The 18001-nt window shown below is 72.4% G+C and carries 19 protein-coding genes; 13 read left to right on the top strand and 6 right to left on the bottom strand.

The genetic code is table 11. From position 1 onward, the window contains the following. Window positions 1-34 precede the first annotated feature (34 nt). Window positions 35-1573 carry an apolipoprotein N-acyltransferase gene (gene lnt, locus ACFOY6_RS18745; RefSeq protein ID WP_379651915.1) on the top strand — a complete coding sequence of 513 codons (1539 nt, stop codon included), beginning with the start codon at window positions 35-37 and terminating at the stop codon, window positions 1571-1573. 181 nt (window positions 1574-1754) lie between these two features. Beyond that, window positions 1755-2204 (top strand): helix-turn-helix domain-containing protein, encoded by a 450-nt coding sequence (locus ACFOY6_RS18740; RefSeq protein WP_109518665.1) that lies wholly within the window; start codon window positions 1755-1757, stop codon window positions 2202-2204. A gap of 78 nt (window positions 2205-2282) precedes the next feature. On the opposite strand, the gene ACFOY6_RS18735 is transcribed toward ACFOY6_RS18740, so the two are convergent. From ACFOY6_RS18735 to ACFOY6_RS18720, 4 genes are all read right to left on the bottom strand, one after another. Next, window positions 2283-3191, bottom strand: coding sequence for a lysophospholipid acyltransferase family protein (locus ACFOY6_RS18735; RefSeq protein WP_109518666.1), 909 nt, complete (start codon window positions 3189-3191; stop codon window positions 2283-2285). Between the two features lie 83 nt (window positions 3192-3274). Beyond that, on the bottom strand, window positions 3275-4075 hold the full coding sequence (locus ACFOY6_RS18730) for a GNAT family N-acetyltransferase (protein WP_379651921.1): 801 nt from the start codon (window positions 4073-4075) through the stop codon (window positions 3275-3277). A 5-nt stretch (window positions 4076-4080) separates the two neighbouring features. Continuing rightward, entirely contained in the window at window positions 4081-4593 is a 513-nt protein-coding gene (locus ACFOY6_RS18725) for a Fur family transcriptional regulator (RefSeq protein ID WP_109518668.1), read from the bottom strand. Window positions 4594-4829: 236 nt separating this feature from the next. Next, a complete protein-coding gene (locus ACFOY6_RS18720) occupies window positions 4830-5276 on the bottom strand; it encodes a MucR family transcriptional regulator (RefSeq protein ID WP_109518669.1) in 447 nt (148 codons plus the stop codon). Window positions 5277-5476: 200 nt separating this feature from the next. Between ACFOY6_RS18720 and ACFOY6_RS18715 the strand changes: the two genes are divergently transcribed. Then, entirely contained in the window at window positions 5477-5668 is a 192-nt protein-coding gene (locus ACFOY6_RS18715) for a sulfurtransferase TusA family protein (protein ID WP_245906610.1), read from the top strand. On the opposite strand, the gene ACFOY6_RS18710 is transcribed toward ACFOY6_RS18715, so the two are convergent. Then, window positions 5643-6092, bottom strand: coding sequence for a GNAT family N-acetyltransferase (locus ACFOY6_RS18710; protein WP_379651914.1), 450 nt, complete (start codon window positions 6090-6092; stop codon window positions 5643-5645). The genes ACFOY6_RS18715 and ACFOY6_RS18710 overlap by 26 nt on opposite strands. Continuing rightward, window positions 6085-6750 carry a tRNA (adenosine(37)-N6)-threonylcarbamoyltransferase complex dimerization subunit type 1 TsaB gene (gene tsaB / locus ACFOY6_RS18705; protein ID WP_379632591.1) on the bottom strand — a complete coding sequence of 222 codons (666 nt, stop codon included), beginning with the start codon at window positions 6748-6750 and terminating at the stop codon, window positions 6085-6087. Before tsaB ends, ACFOY6_RS18710 begins: the two co-directional genes overlap by 8 nt. Before the next feature lie 163 nt (window positions 6751-6913). On the opposite strand from tsaB, the gene ddpX reads away from it, so the two are divergent. The 10 genes from ddpX to ACFOY6_RS18655 all read left to right on the top strand — a co-directional run. Further along, window positions 6914-7462 (top strand): D-alanyl-D-alanine dipeptidase, encoded by a 549-nt coding sequence (ddpX, locus tag ACFOY6_RS18700; RefSeq protein WP_379632589.1) that lies wholly within the window; start codon window positions 6914-6916, stop codon window positions 7460-7462. A 44-nt stretch (window positions 7463-7506) separates the two neighbouring features. Then, window positions 7507-8151 carry a LolA family protein gene (locus ACFOY6_RS18695; RefSeq protein ID WP_379632587.1) on the top strand — a complete coding sequence of 215 codons (645 nt, stop codon included), beginning with the start codon at window positions 7507-7509 and terminating at the stop codon, window positions 8149-8151. A gap of 72 nt (window positions 8152-8223) precedes the next feature. Then, window positions 8224-9030 carry a gamma-glutamyl-gamma-aminobutyrate hydrolase family protein gene (locus ACFOY6_RS18690; RefSeq protein ID WP_379651913.1) on the top strand — a complete coding sequence of 269 codons (807 nt, stop codon included), beginning with the start codon at window positions 8224-8226 and terminating at the stop codon, window positions 9028-9030. Between the two features lie 350 nt (window positions 9031-9380). Continuing rightward, complete coding sequence (locus tag ACFOY6_RS18685; protein WP_379651912.1) at window positions 9381-10187, top strand: exodeoxyribonuclease III; 807 nt, start codon at window positions 9381-9383, stop codon at window positions 10185-10187. 68 nt (window positions 10188-10255) lie between these two features. Beyond that, window positions 10256-11266 (top strand): UDP-glucose 4-epimerase GalE, encoded by a 1011-nt coding sequence (gene galE / locus ACFOY6_RS18680; protein WP_109518676.1) that lies wholly within the window; start codon window positions 10256-10258, stop codon window positions 11264-11266. A gap of 162 nt (window positions 11267-11428) precedes the next feature. Further along, a complete protein-coding gene (gene crtI, locus ACFOY6_RS18675; protein WP_379632585.1) occupies window positions 11429-13018 on the top strand; it encodes a phytoene desaturase family protein in 1590 nt (529 codons plus the stop codon). Next, window positions 13015-14598, top strand: a complete 1584-nt coding sequence (locus ACFOY6_RS18670) for a phytoene desaturase family protein (protein ID WP_379651911.1) — start codon at window positions 13015-13017, stop codon at window positions 14596-14598. Before crtI ends, ACFOY6_RS18670 begins: the two co-directional genes overlap by 4 nt. A gap of 74 nt (window positions 14599-14672) precedes the next feature. Next, on the top strand, window positions 14673-15419 hold the full coding sequence (locus ACFOY6_RS18665) for a lysophospholipid acyltransferase family protein (protein WP_379651910.1): 747 nt from the start codon (window positions 14673-14675) through the stop codon (window positions 15417-15419). Next, window positions 15416-16534, top strand: a complete 1119-nt coding sequence (locus ACFOY6_RS18660; protein ID WP_379632577.1) for a glycosyltransferase — start codon at window positions 15416-15418, stop codon at window positions 16532-16534. The genes ACFOY6_RS18665 and ACFOY6_RS18660 overlap by 4 nt, the downstream gene beginning before the upstream one ends. A 25-nt stretch (window positions 16535-16559) precedes the next feature. Next, window positions 16560-18001: squalene/phytoene synthase family protein (locus ACFOY6_RS18655; RefSeq protein WP_379651909.1), on the top strand; the 1442-nt coding region annotated here is incomplete at its 3' end.

Genomic DNA, 18001 nt, shown 5'->3' with positions numbered 1-18001 from the left:
CCCCGCCGCCCCCTCTCCTGAGGTTCTCCCGCCTGTGCTGACACGCCTCTCCCGACTGAGCGGCCGGAAGGCCCTGTTCGCGGCCTTCGGCCTGGGCGCCCTGGGCGCCCTGGCCATGCCGCCGCTGCACCTGGTGCCGGTTCTGCTGCTGGCCGTGCCGGGGCTGCTCGCCCTGCTGGAGGGTGCCGGCTCGGCCCGGCGGGCGGCGCTGATAGGCTTCGCCTGGGGCTGGGGCCACCATGTCGTCGGCCTCTACTGGATCAGCCACGCCCTGCTGACCGACCCCTGGCGCTGGGGCTGGCTGGTGCCCATCGCCGTGCCGGGTCTGGCCCTGCCGCTGGCGCTCTACATCGCCCTGGCCGCGCTGGCCGCCTGGATGGCGCGGCCCGGCTGGCCCCGCTGGCTGGCCCTGGCCGGCGCCTGGACGCTGCTGGAGATGCTGCGCGGCGTGCTGTTCACCGGCTTCCCCTGGAACGCCATGGGTTCGGTCTGGGCCTTCCATCCCCTGCCGCTGCAGGCGGCCGCCTGGGTAGGGGTCTATGGCCTCTCGCTGCTGACGCTGCTGCTGGCCGGGCTGCCCTGGCCGGGCCGGCAGGCGCCCCGCCGGGCGCTGGCCGGGGGCGCGCTGGCGCTGCTGGCGCTGGGCGGCCTCGGCGCCGCGCGCCTGGCCGGGCCCGCTCCGCCGGCGCAGGACGTGACCCTAATGCTGGTGCAGGGCAACATCCAGCAGGAGGCGAAGTGGCGCGAGGACCAGCGCTGGCCGATCTTCCGCCGCTACCTGGAGCTGACCCGCGAGGGCGCCGCCGCCCCGCCCCCGGCGGGGACGCCGGAAGGCCGCCCGCTGGCCGTCATCTGGCCGGAGACCGCCAGCCCCTTCCTGCTGCCGCAGGACGAGGCGGCGCGCGGCTACGTGGCGCAGGTGCTGCCGCCGGGCGGCGTGCTGCTGGCCGGCTCGGTGCGCGCCGAATGGCAGGGCGACGGCGCGCTGGGGCGGGTGTTCAACAGCCTCTCGGCCATCGACGCCAGCGGCACGCTGCGCGGCGTCTACGACAAGGTGCATCTGGTGCCCTTCGGCGAGTACATGCCCCTGCGCGGCCTGATCCCGATCCGCGTGGTGCAGGGCGGGCTGGACTTCTCGGCCGGGCCCGGGCCGGTCGCCCTGGCGCCCGCCGGCCTGCCGGCCTTCAGCCCCCTCATCTGCTACGAGGTGATCTTCCCCGGCGCCGTCACCCCGGCCGAGCGGCCGGCCTGGCTGCTCAACATCACCAACGATGCCTGGTTCGGTTTCTCGGCCGGACCCTACCAGCACCTCGCCGCCGCGCGTCTGCGCGCGGTGGAGGAAGGACTGCCCCTGGCACGGGCGGCGCAGACCGGAATCTCGGCTGTCTTCGGTGCGCGCGGAGAGGTGATCGCCTGGATCGGGCTGGGCCGGATGGGAACGCAGCAGGTTGCGCTGCCCGGCGCGCTACCGCCGACAATCTATGCCCGGCTTGGCAATTCCGGCGCGATCCTGATGGCGATCCTGGTTCTGGCGGTTGCAGCCGTTAGAAGCTCGTCTACAATCAGGCGATAATGCGTAGGCAGATTGTTTATTTTTTGAGAATTCTCGAAAGAGTTGACAATTTCCTAACTCAGCCTTAGTTAAATTGCACACACACAAGCGGGGGGTCGCCCGAGTGGCACGCCACAGCGAGAGCATAGGCGGAACCGCGGCCAGCGAACGCGGTCCTGCAATTGGTGGCGGAGGGTCAAGCATGCCCGTGGATGATGTCGTGGAAAAAGGCGAGCGCGAGCACCGCCCCAGCCCCATCGACGTCCATGTCGGAACCCGTGTCCGGCTGCGCCGGACACTTCTGGGCATGAGTCAGGAAAAGCTGGGCGAAGCGCTCGGCCTGACCTTCCAGCAGGTTCAGAAATACGAGCGGGGCGTCAACCGCATCGGGGCCAGTCGCCTGTTCGACCTGGCCCGGGTGCTGGACGTGCCGATCGGCTTCTTCTTCGACGACATGCCGGATGCCATGGGTGGCAACGGCGCCCTGCGGGCACGGCTGGGCGGCTTCGCCGAGCACCAGGAAGGCTTCGAGGACGACACGCTGCACAAGCGGGAGACGCTGGAGCTGGTGCGCGCCTACTACCGCATCACCGAGCCTGCGGTCCGCAAGCGCGTCTTCGACCTGATCAAGAGCCTGGCGCCGACCGAGTAGCGGCGGCAGGCCCGAACAGAGAAAAGGCCGGGGAGCCCCGCCCCCCGGCCTTTTCTCTGTCAGGCGTCCTGGCAAGGATCAGCGCGGATGCAGCGGCACCGGCGTGCGGTTCTGGCGCAGGTCGGCGGCTCCCTCGGCCACCGCCCGCTCCACCGCCTGGGTCAGGGCCTTGCGGTCGCGGAAGGCGCGCGGGTCGGCCGGCTGGTGCAGCAGCACCGTCACCCGCCCGCCCGGCTGCCGTGCCAGCCGCCAGAAATGGCTGCCCAGGTCCATATCGCCATACCAGGCGAAATGCGGTCGGTCCCGCCGGCAGGCCGGCAGCCCGCCCAGGCGGTCATAGACCACCGAGATCGGCTGCACCGCCGCCGCCGCGTCGGCCACGCCGAGGAAGGCGGAGCGGAAGGGCAGCACCCGCGCGCCATCGTTGCTGGTGCCCTCGGGGAACAGGATCAGGCTGTCGCCCTGCTGCAGGCGGCCGCGCATGGCGGTGGCCTCCTCCCCCGTGCGGCCGCGGCTGCGGCTGACGAAGACGGTGCGGCCGAGCCGCGCCACCGTGCGCACCACCGGCCAGTCCCCCACCTCGGCCTTGGAGACGAAGGCTGCTTCCAGCACGCCGCCCAGCACCAGGATATCCAGCCAGGAGGAATGGTTGGACAGGAACAGGGTGGGCCGCGCCGCCGAGATCTCGCCCACCACCTGCACCCGCAGCCCGATCAGCCGGCAGAGCACGGAATGGTAGAAACGCGGGAAGGCCGCCTTGCCGCGTCCCGGCAGCGCCAGCAGCAGCGCCTGCACAGGGATGCAGAGCAGGGTCCACAGCAGGGCGGAGACGAGGCGCCGCACCGCCCGCAGGCGGCCGGCGACGGGCCGGGGCTCCTGCCCCAGCACCTCGCCGAACTGCCCTGGCGCACGGCGCAGGGGCGGCGGCCGGTTCTTGCGCCGCCGGGTTTGCGGAAGGTCGTCGGGGATGCGGGCGATGGCCACCATGGCCAAGCCGGATAGCGGAGCAGCAGCGGCAGGACAATGACCGCTTCATTTCGCGGCCATGACATCTGGCGCCGCCGCGGCGCCTATTCCTGCGCGCCGCGGTGCCGCTCGTAGTGGCGGGAATACTTCTCGGTGACGAGCTCCGTCTTCACCACCACGCAGACATCGGTGGTGTTGAACTGGGTGTCGATCACCGCGCCGTCGCCGACGAAGCCGCCGAGGCGCAGATAGCCCTTCACCAGCGGCGGCAGGTCGGCCAGGGCGGCGCGGGCGTCGATCTGCGCGGGGTCGAGCCGGTCCATCGGCACGAAGCGCTCCGGCACGGCGCGCGGGCGGATCTCGGCCGGCGCGAGGTGCTGGGCGTGCAGGTAGGAGAGCGGCAGGGCCAGCGCGTCGAGATCGGTGCCGGGCAGGCTGGCGCAGCCGAACATCAGCGCGATCTGGTGGCGCGACACATAGGCGGCGATGCCGGACCACAGCAGCTGCATCGCCGCGCGGTTGCGGTAATGGGCATCGACGCAGGAGCGCCCCAGCTCCAGCACCTGGCCGGGCTGCGCCAGCAGCGGCCCGATGTCGTATTCCGAGGCGGAGTAGAAGCCCCCCACCTTCTCCGCCGCCGCGCGGCGGATCAGCCGGTAGGTGCCGACCACCGAGGCGGCGCCCTCGCCCAGGTTGTGGTCGACCACCAGCAGGTGGTCGGCCACGGCGTCGAAGGCGTCGCGGTCGCGCGCCGTGGCGGCGGTCTCGGCGTCCGGATGGGCGCCCATCTCCTCGTAGAAGACGCGGTAGCGCAGCGCCTGCGCCGCGTCGACCTCCTCCTGCGCGGTGGCGACGCGGACGCCGAGATTGCCGCTGCGCAGCTCGCCGAAGCCGGCGCCGGCCATCGCGGTCATGCCTCGTCCCCCCCGCGCCGCCGGGTGGAGCGGCGCGGCGGCAGGGGAGTGCCCTCGGGGGCGCGGCGGGCGAACAGCTCCAGCCGGAAATCGACCAGGCGGAAGCCGAGCCGAGCGGCGATCCCCTGCGCCAGGGCATCGCACTCCGCGTCGGAGAACTCGATCACCTTGCCGGAATCGACGTCGATCAGATGGTGGTGGTGGCCATGCTCGGTGGCCTCGTAGCGGGCGCGGCCGCCGCCGAAATCGTGCCGCTCCAGGATGCCCTTCTCCTCCAGCAGCCGGACGGTGCGGTAGACCGTGGCGATGGAGACGCGGGAATCGAGGGCCAGGGCGCGGCGGTAGAGCTCCTCCACATCCGGGTGGTCCACCGCCTCGGAAAGCACGCGCGCGATCAGCCGGCGCTGCCCGGTCATCTTCAGGCCACGCTCGATGCACAGGCGCTCGATCCGCAGGGGGTCGGGCTGGCTCTCGGCGGCGTGGCGGGGCGTGTCGGTGCGCGTGTCCATGGGAGTGGTCGGAAGCTCTCCTGTGCCGGCGGGACGCGGGACCTTCCCGCCGCCGGCCGGCACGCATTATGGCACGAGGGCCGGGTGCGCCATACGGGAATGGCGCCGCGCGCCCCGGCAGCCACGCCACTGGCTTGCCATTATCGGCCGCCCAAGGCAAGGCGGCCGCGTCGGTTCGTCGCCGGCGGCGCTCCGGCCACGGGGGCGGAGCGCGGCGCCGGGCCGCGACGAGGCCCTCAGGCGGAGGCCGCGACGCGCCGCTGCCGGGTGCCGCGCGGCTTGGTGCCGAGGCCGATCTTCTTCGCGAGCGACGAACGGTGGCGCGCATAGTTCGGGGCGACCATCGGATAGTCGGCCGGCAGCCCCCAGCGTTCACGATACTGTTCCGGGGTCATGTCATAGGCGGTCTTGAGATGCCGCTTCAGCATCTTCAACTTCTTGCCGTCTTCAAGGCACACCAGATAATCGTCGGTGACCGACTTCTTGACGGCGACGGCGGGCTGCGGGCGTTCCACAGGCGCGGCCGTGACAATCGGCGCCGTGCCAAGACCAGACAAAGTCCGGTGAACCTGCTCGATCAGGTTCGGCACGTCCGACAATGGAACCGAGTTGTTTGAGACATGTGCGGCGACAATCTGCGCTGTCAGCCCCAGCAGTTCACGTCCGCCCTGTTCTTCCGACATTCCCACGCCTCGCGAAAAATTCCTGTTGCAGTCTGGACGCATCTTACGACCTTGACTTTGCCGAACATATAGCTGCGCATCAAGCTTCTGCAACAGCAATCGGAGTTAAAATCGTGATTGATCAATCCTCCCAAAAAATTACTGTGCCGCAAGAAGAACTTTTTGACCAATCTCTTGATATCACAACCGAGACTTGCCCGATGACATTCGTCCGCACGCGGCTGGCCCTGGATCGGCTGCCGGCGGGTGGAATTCTGCTGGTTCGGTTGCGGGGAGAAGAGCCGCTTCGCAATGTTCCGCGCACCGCCATCGAGCAGGGGCACGAGGTTCTCGACGAAAGCGCGGCAGAAGATGGCAGCGTGCTGCTCAGGATCCGCAAAGGCGGCGGCTGAGCACCAGCGCGTCGCTGCCATCCGCGTAGTAGCGCCGGCGCCGGCCGCTCCCGGTGAAGCCCGCCGCCGCGTAGAGCGCGCGCGCGGCCGTGTTGGCCTCCGAGACCTCCAGGAACATCGTGGCCGCGCCAGCGGCCAGGGCGCGGCCCAGCGCGGCCGCCAGCAGCGTGCCGCCCACGCCCTGCCGCCGTGCCGGCGGCGCCACCGCCAGGGTGAGGATCTCCGCCTCGTCCGCCGCCACGCGGGCCATCACGAAGCCCTTCTCCGGCACCAGCAGGGCGTAGGCCCCCGGCATCTCCAGCAGCAGCCGCAGCGCGTCGTCGCCCCAGCGCTCCCCGGGCGGGAAGGCCTGGGCGTGCAGCGCCGCCAGCGCTGGCGAATCTGTCGCGCCCGCGGGCCGCGGTCCGGCCTCCCGCTCAGGCACCGGGCAGGCGCACCGCGGGAGGCTCGACATAGAGCGGCAGCGCGGCGCGTGGCGGCAGCCGCCCGGCAAGCCGCAGCGCCGCCACCGCGGCCACGGCGCCGGCTTCCGGCAGCAGGCTCCCGGTCAGCCGGGCCGGGATGCCGCGCGCCGCCAGCGCCTCCGCCACGGCGCCGGCCATGTCGCCCACCAACGCCACCGGGCCGGCGGGGTCGGGCAGCTCCTCCGGCGCCAGGGATTGCGGCGGGGCGGCGGCGGCATCCTCGCCGGGGGCGAAGCGCTCCAGCAGCACACGGCCCCGCCGGGTGTCGATCACCGACCAGACGGCCACCCCATCCCGCAGCGCCGGCGGCAGGGCCGCACGCAGCGCCTCGCCGGTGGTGACGCCGATGGCCGGGCAGCCGGCCGCCAGCGCCACGCCCTGCGCCAGCGCCAGCGCGGCCCGCAGCCCGGTGAAGCCGCCTGGGCCGATTACCGCCGCCACCGCGTCCAGCTCGGTCGCGGCGAGGCCCGCCTCGGCCAGCACGCGCGCCACCATCGGCGGCAGCGCCACCGCCTGGCCACGCGCACCCTCCGCCAGGGCCGAGGCACGCACCGCGCCATCCACCCACACCGCCGCCGAGGCCCGCGCCAGCGCGCCATCCATCGCCAGAATCCGCATGGTGGGTTCCATAGGGCAGGCGAGGCCTGGAAGGAATGCGCGTGGTGCGGGGAAGGAAGTAAAGGCAGGGGGAATGAATTCCCCCTGGCCCCCTTCTTTTTTTCTGTCTGCTTGCGGGTGCGCCTGCGGCGACACCGGGCGGGCGGGGTGACAGAATACGGCCATGCTCCTGCCCGTGACCGAAGCCGACGGCTTCCTGCTCGATCTCCGCTACGCCACGCCGGACAACCTGACCGGGCGGCCGATCTACCGGCGGCCCGTGGCGCTGCTGCTGCCGCTGGCGCGGGAGCGGCTGTTCCGCGCGCGCGACCAGGCGGCGCGGCTGGGGCTGAAGCTCCGCGTGTTCGACGCCTTCCGGCCGCTGGAGGCGCAATGGGCGCTGTGGCACGCGGTGGAGGACAAGCGCTTCGTCTCCGACCCGCGCGCCGGCGGCGTGCATCCGCGGGGCGCCGCGGTGGACCTCACCCTGGCCGATGCCGCCAGCGGCGCCTCCCTGCCCATGGGAACCGGATTCGACGCCGTGGAGGCCGAATCGGCGCACGGGCATCCCGGCGTGCCGGCGGAGGACCAGCGCAACCGCGCCCTGCTGCTGGGGCTGATGACCGCCGCCGGGTGGGAGCATTACGGGCTGGAATGGTGGCACTACCAGCTGCCGGAGGCGCGCGCCTTCCCGCCGCTCAGCGCCACCGCGGTGCCGGGCGGGCCGATGTGAGTGGGGGTCTTCTCCCGCGCGCGGCGGCGCGCCAAGTAGGGGGCATGGACCGCCGCACGCTGCTCGCCGCCACCCTCGCCCTGCCCCTCCTGCCGCGCCCCTTCCTGGCGGCGCCGGCCGCCGCCCAGGCGGTGCCGGCCAACCAGGCCGCCGCCGTCCTGGCGCGGGTCGAGGCCTACATGAACGGCCTCACCACGCTCCGCGCCCGCTTCCTGCAGATCGCGCACCAGGGCGGCTCGGCCGAGGGCACCGCCTACATCGCCCGCCCCGGCCGGATGCGCTTCGACTACGACCCGCCGGAGCCGCTGCTGCTCATCGCCTCCGACGGCCAGTTCCTCTACTACGACCGGGAACTGAAGCAGCCGAGCATCGTGCCGGTCTCCTCCACCCCGCTGGGCTTCCTGCTGCGGCCGCAGCTGCGCTTCGGCGGCGACGTCGAGGTGCTGGGGGTGGAGCGCGGCAACGGCTTCGTCGGCGTCACGCTGCGGCGGCGGGACAACCCGGCCGAGGGGCGCCTGACCCTGGTGCTGGCCGAGGACCCGATGGAGCTGCGCCAGTGGCTGGTGGTCGATGGCCAGGGCCGCCAGACGCGGGTGACGCTGAGCCAGATCGAGACCGGCGTGAACCTGCCCCGCCGCCTCTTCACCTTCAACGATCCGACCTTCTTCGAGAGCGAGGGCCGACGCTGAGGCAGGGCTGACGCCACCGTTATGCACGATTAATGCCTTGATCGCGCCGCCTTGCGGCGCAACCTTTGCCTCATGCGCCCTTTGATCGGCATCCCCTGCTGCATGAAGGCCTTCGGCGCCTTCGCCATGCCCAACCACGCCGTGTCCGACCATTACATCAAGGTCGTGATGGGCCCGGTCGGCGGCACGCCGATCCTGGTGCCAGCCGCGGGCGACGCGGTGGTGCAGGACATCCTGCCGCGCCTGGACGGGCTGCTGCTCACCGGCAGCCGCTCAAACGTGGCGCCCGGCCTCTACGCCGGCCCGCCGCACCTGGAAGGCACGCCGGAGGATCCGGCACGGGATTCCACCACCCTGCCGCTGATCCGCGCGGCGCTGGAGGCGGGGCTGCCCCTCTTCGCCATCTGCCGCGGCTTCCAGGAGCTGAACGTGGCGCTGGGCGGCACGCTGGACCAGCGGGTGCAGGACCTGCCGGGCCGGCTGGACCACTCCACCCCGGTCGACCAGGTGCTGCCAAGGGTGCGCACGGGCAAGGCGCACAATGTGCGCGTGCTGGAAGGCGGGATGCTGGCGCGGGTCTGGCAGGGGCTGGACTGGTCGCCGGAGGGCGTGCCGGTGAACTCGCTGCACAACCAGGCGGTGTCCCGGGCCGCCCCCCGGCTGGTGCCGGAGGCCTGGGCGCCGGATGGCACCATCGAGGGTGGCCGCGTGGAAGGCGCCCGGGGTTTCGCCCTCGGCGTGCAGTGGCACCCGGAATATGACTGGGCGGAGGATGCCCTCTCCCGCCGCCTGTTCGAGGCCTTCGGGACAGCCGCGACGCGCTGGGCCCTGGAACGGGTTGGCAACGCCGCCTCCGCGGCGGCGCTTGCGGCGGAATAGCCACAGGCCGAATCGAAGTTTTCGCGTCAAACGTTTTTGAGTTGCGGCAAAAAACCCTTATCTTCCCGTCGGGAGGTGCCATTTTGGCACTGGTTGGCCGGCTCCCCTCCGGCTCACCCGACCATTCCCCCCCAAGGAATGATACCCCCCAAAGGCGCCCGGTCCCCCCCGACCGGGCGCCACCTTTTCCGTCATCTTGCCTTCGCGCCCGGGGCGCTGGCCCCGGCAGCCTGCCGAAGCATGATATCGCCTGAAAACAGCGCGTTGGCGGCGTGGTGAAGACAGGGGTGGACGGCAGGAGAGACGGAAGCGCCCTAGCCCTGCCCCGCCATCCAGATTATCGAGCGCGCATGCCGACCCTCCGCATCGTCACCTGGAACATCAATTCCGTCCGCCTGCGTCTGCCCCTGCTGGCCGATCTGGTGCGCGACCTCGCGCCCGACGTGATCTGCCTGCAGGAAACGAAATGCCCCGACGACCTGTTTCCACACGCAGGCGTGGAGGCGCTGGGCTTCCCGCATCGGGCGGTGAGGGGCATGAAGGGCTATAACGGGACCGCCATCCTCTCGCGCATTCCCTTCACGCTCCGGCCGGGCGACCCGGACTGGTGCGCCAAGGGCGATTGCCGGCATCTCGGCGTCGATCTGGCGGTGCCGGGCGGGCTGGAGGTGCACAACTTCTACGTTCCTGCCGGCGGCGACATTCCCGACCGCGGGGCCAACCCGAAATTCGCCCACAAGCTGGACTTCATTGCCGAGGCCACGGCCTGGGACGCGGCGCGCGGACCGGCGCGGCGCGCGGTGATGATGGGCGATCTTAACATTGCCCCCCTCGAGAGCGATGTCTGGAGCCACAGGCAGCTTCTGGACGTCGTCTCCCACACCCCTGTCGAGGTGGCGGCGCTGGAGGGGTGGCAGCGTGCCGGCGGCTGGCACGATGCCATCCGGCACTTCGTGCCGCCGCCGGAGAAGCTCTACACCTGGTGGTCCTACCGGGCGCGGGACTGGGAGGCTTCGGACCGGGGCCGGAGGCTGGATCACATCTGGGTCAGCCAGGATCTGGCCAGCCATCTGCGCGACTGGCGGATCCACCGCACAGCGCGGGGTTGGAACCAAGCCAGCGATCATGTGCCGGTGCTTGTTGAACTGGATGTTTAATGCAAGGGCCCGCGTTGACGAGATAAGGTCCGGCGCATCATTTTTGCTCCAGAGTAAAGGATCTTGGGATGGCACGCTTCCTTGTTACGGGCGGGGCCGGCTATGTCGGCAGCCATGTGGTCCTCGCCCTTAAGGAGCGTGGTGATGACGTCGTCGTCATCGACGACCTGCGGCAGGGCCACCGCGCCGCCATCCCGGAGGGGGTGGAGCTGGTGGTGGCCGATCTCGCGGATCGCGCCCGGGTGGCCGATGTCCTCGCCGGCTGGAAGTTCGACGGTGTGCTGCACTTCGCGGCCCTCTCCCTGGTGGGAGAGAGCATGCGTGAGCCGCTGCGCTACATCACCGAGAACCTTTCCAACACGCTCGGCCTGGCCGATGCCGCCATCAAGGCGGGCTGCCAGCGCTTCGTGCTCTCCTCCACCGCCGCGCTGTTCGGCTTCCCCGAGCGGCTGCCGATCGACGAGGGCTGCCGCCTCGGCCCCGTCTCCGCCTATGGCGAGTCGAAGCTGATGGCGGAGCGGGGGCTGGAATGGGCGGAGCGGGTGCATGGCCTGCGCTCGGCCAGCCTGCGCTACTTCAATGCCGCCGGCGCCGACCCGCAGGGCCGGCTGGGCGAGGACCACAACCCCGAGACCCACCTCATCCCGCTGGCCATCAACGCCGCGCTGGGGCTCGGGCCGGAGCTGACCCTGTTCGGCACCGACTACGACACCCCGGATGGCACCTGCATCCGCGACTATGTGCACGTGACCGACCTGGCGGACGCGCATCTGCGCGTGCTGGGCGTGCTGGAGCAGGGCCGCAGCGTCCGCTACAATGTCGGCAACGGCAGCGGCTACTCGGTGCGCGAGGTGATCGACACCGTGCAGCGCGTCACCGGCCGACCGGTGCCCTACCGCACCGGCCCGCGGCGCCTGGGCGACCCTGCGGTGCTGGTGGCCTCCAACACCCTGCTGCGCGAGGAAACCGGCTGGACCCCGCAATACGCCGCGCTGGAGGACATCGTCCGCACCGCCTATGCCTGGCGCGCCGCCCATCCGCACGGCTTCGACGACAGCGCCCGCCCGGTGGCGGCCTGACACCGGACCGCCCAGCCTGGTCCGGGGACCAGTGCCGGGACCCGGCGCGGGAACCGCAGCGTTCGGCAGGATGAAGGACGGCTCTCATCGATGTAACCCTTGGCAAGGGACGAACACGCCGCAACTCTGCAGATGAACCAGACAGGTGATCGCAAAGTCGGCATGAACGCTTCCTTGCCCCTACCCACCTCGCCCGGTCCTGGACGCCCGGGCGGGCGCCCTCATGTCATCGTCATCGGCGCGGGGCCGGGCGGGCTGGCCGCGGCCATGCTGCTCGCGGCCCGCGGCGCCCGTGTCACATTGCTGGAGAAGGACGGGGTGGTGGGCGGCCGCAGCCGCACCCTGACGACGCCCGAGGGCTACCGATTCGACCTCGGCCCCACCTTCTTCCTCTACCCGCGCATCCTCGAGGAGATCTTCGCGAGCTGCGGCGCCGAGCTGCGGCGCGAGGTGGCGCTGACGCGGCTGGACCCGCAATACCGCCTGATCTTCGGCGGCGGCGCCGGCCCGGTGATCGACGCCACGCCCGACCTCGACCGCATGGCCGCCGAGATCGCCAAGATCGACCCGCTGGACGCCACCCGCCTGCGCGACTTCATGGTGCAGAACCGCAGCAAGCTGGAGGCCTTCCGCCCGGTGCTGGAGCGCGGCTTCTCCTCCGCCGCCGACCTGTTCGGCCTCGACATGCTGAAGGCGCTGCCGCACCTGCGGCCGCACCTCTCGGTGGACACGGAGCTGAAGCGCTACTTCCGCGACCCGCGCACCCGGCTGCTGTTCTCGTTCCAGAGCAAGTATCTGGGGATGAGCCCGTTCCGCTGCCCCAGCCTGTTCACCATCCTCTCCTTCCTGGAATACGAGCACGGCGTCTTCCACCCCGAGGGCGGCTGCGGCGCCGTGGCCACGGCCATGGCGCGGGTGGCCGAGCGGATGGGCGCCGAGATCCGCCTCGGCGCCCCGGTCGAGCGCGTGCTGTTCGAGGGCAGGCGCGCCACCGGCGTCGAGGTCGGCGGCGAGCGGCTGATGGCCGACGCGGTGGTGATGAACGCCGACTTCGCCCACGCCGCGCCGAATCTGATCCCCGACGCGCTGCGCCCGCGCTGGTCGGACGCGCATCTGGCGCGCGCGCGCTATTCCTGCTCCACCTTCATGCTCTATCTCGGCGTGGAGGGGCGCTTCCCCGAGATCGCGCACCATACCGTGCTGCTGGCCGAGGATTACCGGCGCAACCTGCAGGAGATCGAGACCGGACTGCTGCCGGGCGAGCCCTCCCTCTATCTGCACAACCCGGTGGCCACCGACCCTTCCATGGCGCCGCCGGGGCACAGCAGCCTCTACGTGCTGGTGCCGGTGGCCAACCTGCGCGGCACCATCGACTGGGCGACGCGCGCGCCGGAATTCCGCCGCATGGCGCTGCGGCGGCTGGCCACGCTCGGCCTGCCGGACATCGAATCCCGCATCCGCTATGAACGGATGGTGACGCCGCTGGAATGGCGCGACGAGTTCGCGGTGGGCTATGGCGCCACCTTCAACCTGGCGCATGATCTGGGCCAGATGCTCTACTTCCGCCCCGGCAACCGCTTCGGCAGCACGGAGCGGCTCTATCTGGTGGGTGGCGGCACGCATCCGGGCAGCGGCCTGCCGGTGATCTACGAGGGCGCGCGCATCAGCGCCGACCTGTTGTCGCGCGACCTGGGGATGGGCGGCATCGAGACGCGCCTGCCCATGGCGCAGGGAGAGGAGACGCTCGCATGACGACGTCGCATGTTGTGGTGATCGGCTCCGGCCTGGGCGGGCTGTCGGCGGCGGCGGTGGCCGCGGCGCGCGGCCACCGGGTCACGCTGTTCGACAAGAACCCCTGGCTCGGCGGCAAGGCGGCGGTGCTGAACCTGCCCGGCGGCCCCGCGGGGTCCAACAGCGGCTTCCGCTTCGACATGGGCCCCACCATCCTGACCATGCCCCGCGTGCTGCGCCGCATCTTCGCCGAGGCCGGGCGGGACCAGGCGCAGGACCTGCCGCTGATCCGGCTCGACCCGCAATGGCGCTGCTTCTTCGAGGACGGCACGGCCATCGACCTGATGCAGGACGTGCCGGCGATGGCGGAGAGCATGAACCGCTTCGCCCCCGGCAATGGCGACGGCTACCGCCGCTTCCAGGACGTGGCCACCCACCTGCACGACGTCTCGGAGAAGTTCTTCTTCTGGAAGTCGGTCGAGGGCATCGGCGACACGCTGGACTTCAAGGCCAACTTCCAGCCCGGCACGCTGCGCGACGTGCTGGCGCTGCGCATGGGGCAGAGCGTGGCCAAGGTGATCCGCGGCCATGTGCCGGATGCGCGGCTGGCGCAGATGCTGGACCATTACTGCCAGTATGTCGGCTCCTCCCCCTACCTCGCCCCCGCCGTGCTCTGCGGCATCGGCGACATGCAGGCCAGCGAGGGGGTGTGGTACCCGAAGGGCGGCACCCGCGCCGTGGCGGAGGGGCTGGCGAAGCTCGCCGCCGATCTCGGCGCCGACCTCCGCCCCGGCGTCGAGGTGACGGGGATGGATACGGAGGGCGGCCGGGTGCGCGCCGTCTTCGCGGGCGGCGAGCGGATCGCCTGCGACGCCGTCATCTCCAACATGGATGCCATCCGCACCTATGGGGAGCTGGTGGGCGGGGCGCCGGCCGCGAAGTACAGCCGGAAGAAGTACGAGCCGGCCTGCTCCGGCGTGGTGCTCTATCTCGGCCTCAACAGGCGCTACGAGCACCTGGCGCATCACGACTTCATCTTCTCCCGCGACGCGGAGGAGGAGTTCGACGCCATCTACAAGAAGGGCATCCCCGCGCCGGACCCGACTGCCTACCTCGCCGCCCCCTCCGCCACCGACCCCTCCGTGGCGCCCGAGGGCGGCGAGGCGCTCTACGTGCTGGTGCACACCCCGCACCTGCGCCCGGGCCAGGACTGGAAGGCGATGCTGCCCGGCTACCGCCGCACCATCCTCGACAAGCTGAAGCGCACGGCCGGGATGGAGGATATCGAGGAGCGCATCGTGGTGGAGCAGGCGCTGACGCCGCAGGACATCCACGAGCGCTACAAGGTGCTGGACGGCGCCATCTACGGTCTGGCCAGCCACGGGGTGTGGACCGGCGCCTTCAAGCCGGGCAACCGCTCCCGCGCGGTGAAGGGGCTCTACCTCGCCGGCGGCGCCGCGCATCCGGGGCCGGGCATGCCCATGGTGATGATGTCCGGCTGGATCGCCGCCGACGCGCTGGACCAGGATCTCGGCGGGCGCGGCATGAGCGAGGCGGCACGCGCGGCGGGGCAGCGCGGGGTGCCGCTGGCGGCGGAATGAGCAGTTCCAGGCCGGGGCCGGAAGGGGCGCCGCCCCCTCCGGGCTCCCCCGCCGACCTGTATTCGACGCCCCATATGCGGTTCTACCATTTCATGTTCGGCCGCTTCGCACGGCGCCACATGCGGGCGCTGCGGGTGGCGGAATGGGGGGTGCCGCAGCTTCCGCCGGGGCCGCTGGTGGTGTTCGCCAACCACCCCTCCTGGTGGGACGGGGTGGCCTTCATGCTGCTCTCCCGCAGTCTCTTCCCCGGCCGGCGCATGTTCATCCCGATGGAGGCGCAGGCCCTCGCCCGCTACGGCTTCATGCGCCGCCTCGGCGTGTTCGGGGTGGAGCAGGAGAGCGCGCGCGGCGCCGTGGCCTTCCTGCGCACCGCCGGCCGCGTGCTGGAACCGGCGCGCGCCGACATGCTCTGGATGAACGCCCCCGGCCGCTTCGCCGATGCGCGGGAGCGGCCGGTGCCCATAGCACCCGGGCTGGTGCGGCTGCCGGAGCTGGCGCCGCACGCCACCTTCATCCCCCTGGCGCTGGAATACCCCTTCTGGAGCGAGCGCAAGGCGGAGATGCTGGCCGCCTTCGGCGCGCCCTTGTCAGGGGCGGAATTGCAGGCCATGCCTCGGGAGCGGCGGCAGGCGGCGCTGGCCGCGGCGCTGGCCGGCACGATGGACCGCCTCGCCGGGGACGCCATCGCCCGCCGGCCGGAGGCGTTCCGCGTGGTGGCGCAGGGAGGGGAAGGCATGGGCGGCATCTACGATCTCTGGCGGCGCGGCCGCGCCCTGTTGCGCGGCCAGCGCTTCGACGCGCGGCACGACCGCCGCGCATGAGCGCCGTGGCGAACGGGCTCGGCTGGGCCGCGCTGGGCCTGGCCGCCTTCCCTGCCCTGCTCGGCGCGCTGAACCTGCGCCGGCTGCGCCGCCCGCGCGGCACCCCGCCCGGCCCCAGCCTCGTCTCCATCCTCATCCCGGCGCGGGACGAGGCGGCGCATATCGAGACCTGCGTCCGCGCCGCCCTGGCCAGCGAGGATGTGGCGGTCGAGGTGCTGGTGATGGACGATGGCAGCCAGGACGACACCGCCGCCATCGTCCGCGGCCTGATGAAGCGGGACCGCCGGCTGCGCCTGCTGCAGGCGCCGCCCCTGCCGCCGGGCTGGACCGGCAAGGTGCATGCCTGCGCCCGGCTCTCCGAGGCGGCGCGCGGCACCCACCTGCTGTTCATCGACGCCGATGTCCGCCTTGCCCCGCATGCCGCCGCCGCCCTGGCCGCCCATGCGGAGGATCACGAGATCGCCCTCGTCACCGGCGTGCCGCGGCAGGAGATCGGCTCCCTGGGCGAGGCGCTGACGGTGCCGGCCATCAACCTGATGATGCTGGGCTACCTGCCCGGCGGCGGCCGCGCCGGCAGCGGCCGCGCCTCGCTTGCCGCCGCCTGCGGCCAGCTCATCCTGGTGCAGGCGCCGGCCTATGCGACGGTGGGCGGCCACGCCGCCGGCCCGAGCGTGCTGCATGACGGGCTGGCGCTGGCCCGCCGCCTGCGCGCGGGCGGCTTCCGCACCGAGGTGGTGGACGGCGCCCCGCTGGCGCGCTGCCGCATGTACCGGAGCTTCCGCGAGGGGTGGGAGGGCTTCCTGAAGAACGCGCGGGAGGGCATGGCCACGCCGCTCGGCCTGCCGGTCTGGACGGTGCTGCTGGGCGGCGCCCACCTGCTGCCCTGGCTGCTGCTGCCCTTCACCGCGCTGGCGCTGCCGGCGCTGCTGCTCTCGCTCGGCCTGCGCGCCGCCATCACCTGGCGGACGCGGGAGCCGTGGTGGACGGTGCCGCTGCACCCCGCCACCGTGGCCGTGGCGCTGGGCATCCAGTGGTCGGCGCTGCTGGGCGGGTGGCTCGGCCGCCGCCCCGCCTGGAAGGGCCGCGCCTATGGCCCCGCCGGCCCTGCCACGTGAAGCCTCATCGCGTGACGTGCCCGGCATGAGTGCCGCCCCCGCCGCCGAGGTGCTGGCCGGCCCGCCGACGCGCGGCCCGGGCTCGGAGAACTTTCCCGTCGCCTCCTGGCTGCTGGCGCCGGCGCTGCGCCGCCCGGTGCTGGCCTTCTACCATTTCGTCCGCGCCGCCGACGACATCGCCGACCACCCGGAGCTGCCGCCGGAGGAGAAGCTCGCCCGCCTCGCCCGGCTGGAGGCGGCGCTGGACGACCCGGCCACGCCCCTGCCCCTGGCCCGCGCCCTGCACGAGAGCGGCGCCGGCACGGCCGAGGCGCGGCGGATGCTCTCCGCCTTCCGCCAGGATGCCACGCAGCGCCGCTATGCCGGCTGGGCGGCGCTGGAGGATTACTGCGCCCGCTCCGCCGCCCCCGTGGGCCGGCTGCTGCTGCGGCTGCATGGCGAGACGGACCCGGAGGCGCTGGCCGGCGCCGAGTCGCTCGCCGCCGCGTTGCAGATCCTGAACCACCTGCAGGATCTGGGCCCCGACCGCGCGGCGCTGGACCGCGTCTACCTGCCGCAGGACTGGATGGCCCTGGCCGGCGGCGAGGACGCCTTCTTCACCGACGCCGCCGCCCGCGCCCCCGTGCTGCTCACCGCACTGGACCGGGTGGAGGCGATGCTGGACCGCGCCGCCTGCCTGCCGCGCCGCCTGGAAAGCCGCCGCCTGGCGCTGGAATCGGCGGTGACGCTGCACCTCGCCCGCCGCCTGCTGGCGCGGCTGCGCGCGACGGACCCGCTGGCCGGGCGCGTGGCGCTCTCCCGCGCCGACATGGCCGCCGCCCTGCTCGCCGCCCTCCGCCTCAGCGCCCCCCGCCTTGGCGCCCCCCGGCCCGGCACCGACGACGCGGCGCTGGTGCGGGCGCGGGTGAAGCGCGCCCGCTCCTCCTTCGCGCGCGGCATGGCGGCCACGCACGGCCCGGCGCGGCGCGCGCTCTACGCCGTCTATGCCTTCTGCCGTGCCGTGGACGACATCGCCGACGGCACCATGCCCGAGGCCGACAAGCGCGCTGGCCTGGCCGAATGGCGCGGCAAGCTGGAGCGGCCGGACTGCCCGCTTTCGCGCGAGCTGGCCTGGGCGCGCAGCGCCTTCGCCCTGCCGCTGGCCGAGTGCCACGCCATGATCGACGGCATGGAGGCCGATGCCGGCCCGAGCCGGCGCATCGCCGATGGCGCGGCACTCGACCTCTATTGCCGGCAGGTGGCGGGCAGCGTCGGCGCGCTGGCGGTGCGCATTTTCGGCGCGCCGGAGGCAGAGGCCTATGGCCTCGCCCTGGGCCATGCCTTCCAGCTCGTCAACGTGCTGCGGGACATCGACGAGGACGCGCTGCGCGAGCGGGTCTACCTGCCGCTCTCCGACCTCGCCGCCGCCGGCCTGCCGCCCGATGCCCCCGCCGCCGCGCTGGTGGCCGATCCGCGCCTGCAGGCGGT

Source organism: Teichococcus aestuarii (genome assembly GCF_042651065.1).
Classification (GTDB): Bacteria; Pseudomonadota; Alphaproteobacteria; order Acetobacterales; family Acetobacteraceae; genus Pseudoroseomonas; species Pseudoroseomonas aestuarii.
The sequence above is the reverse complement of the archived record's forward strand: the minus strand, read 5'-3'. Positions and strand labels throughout refer to the sequence as shown.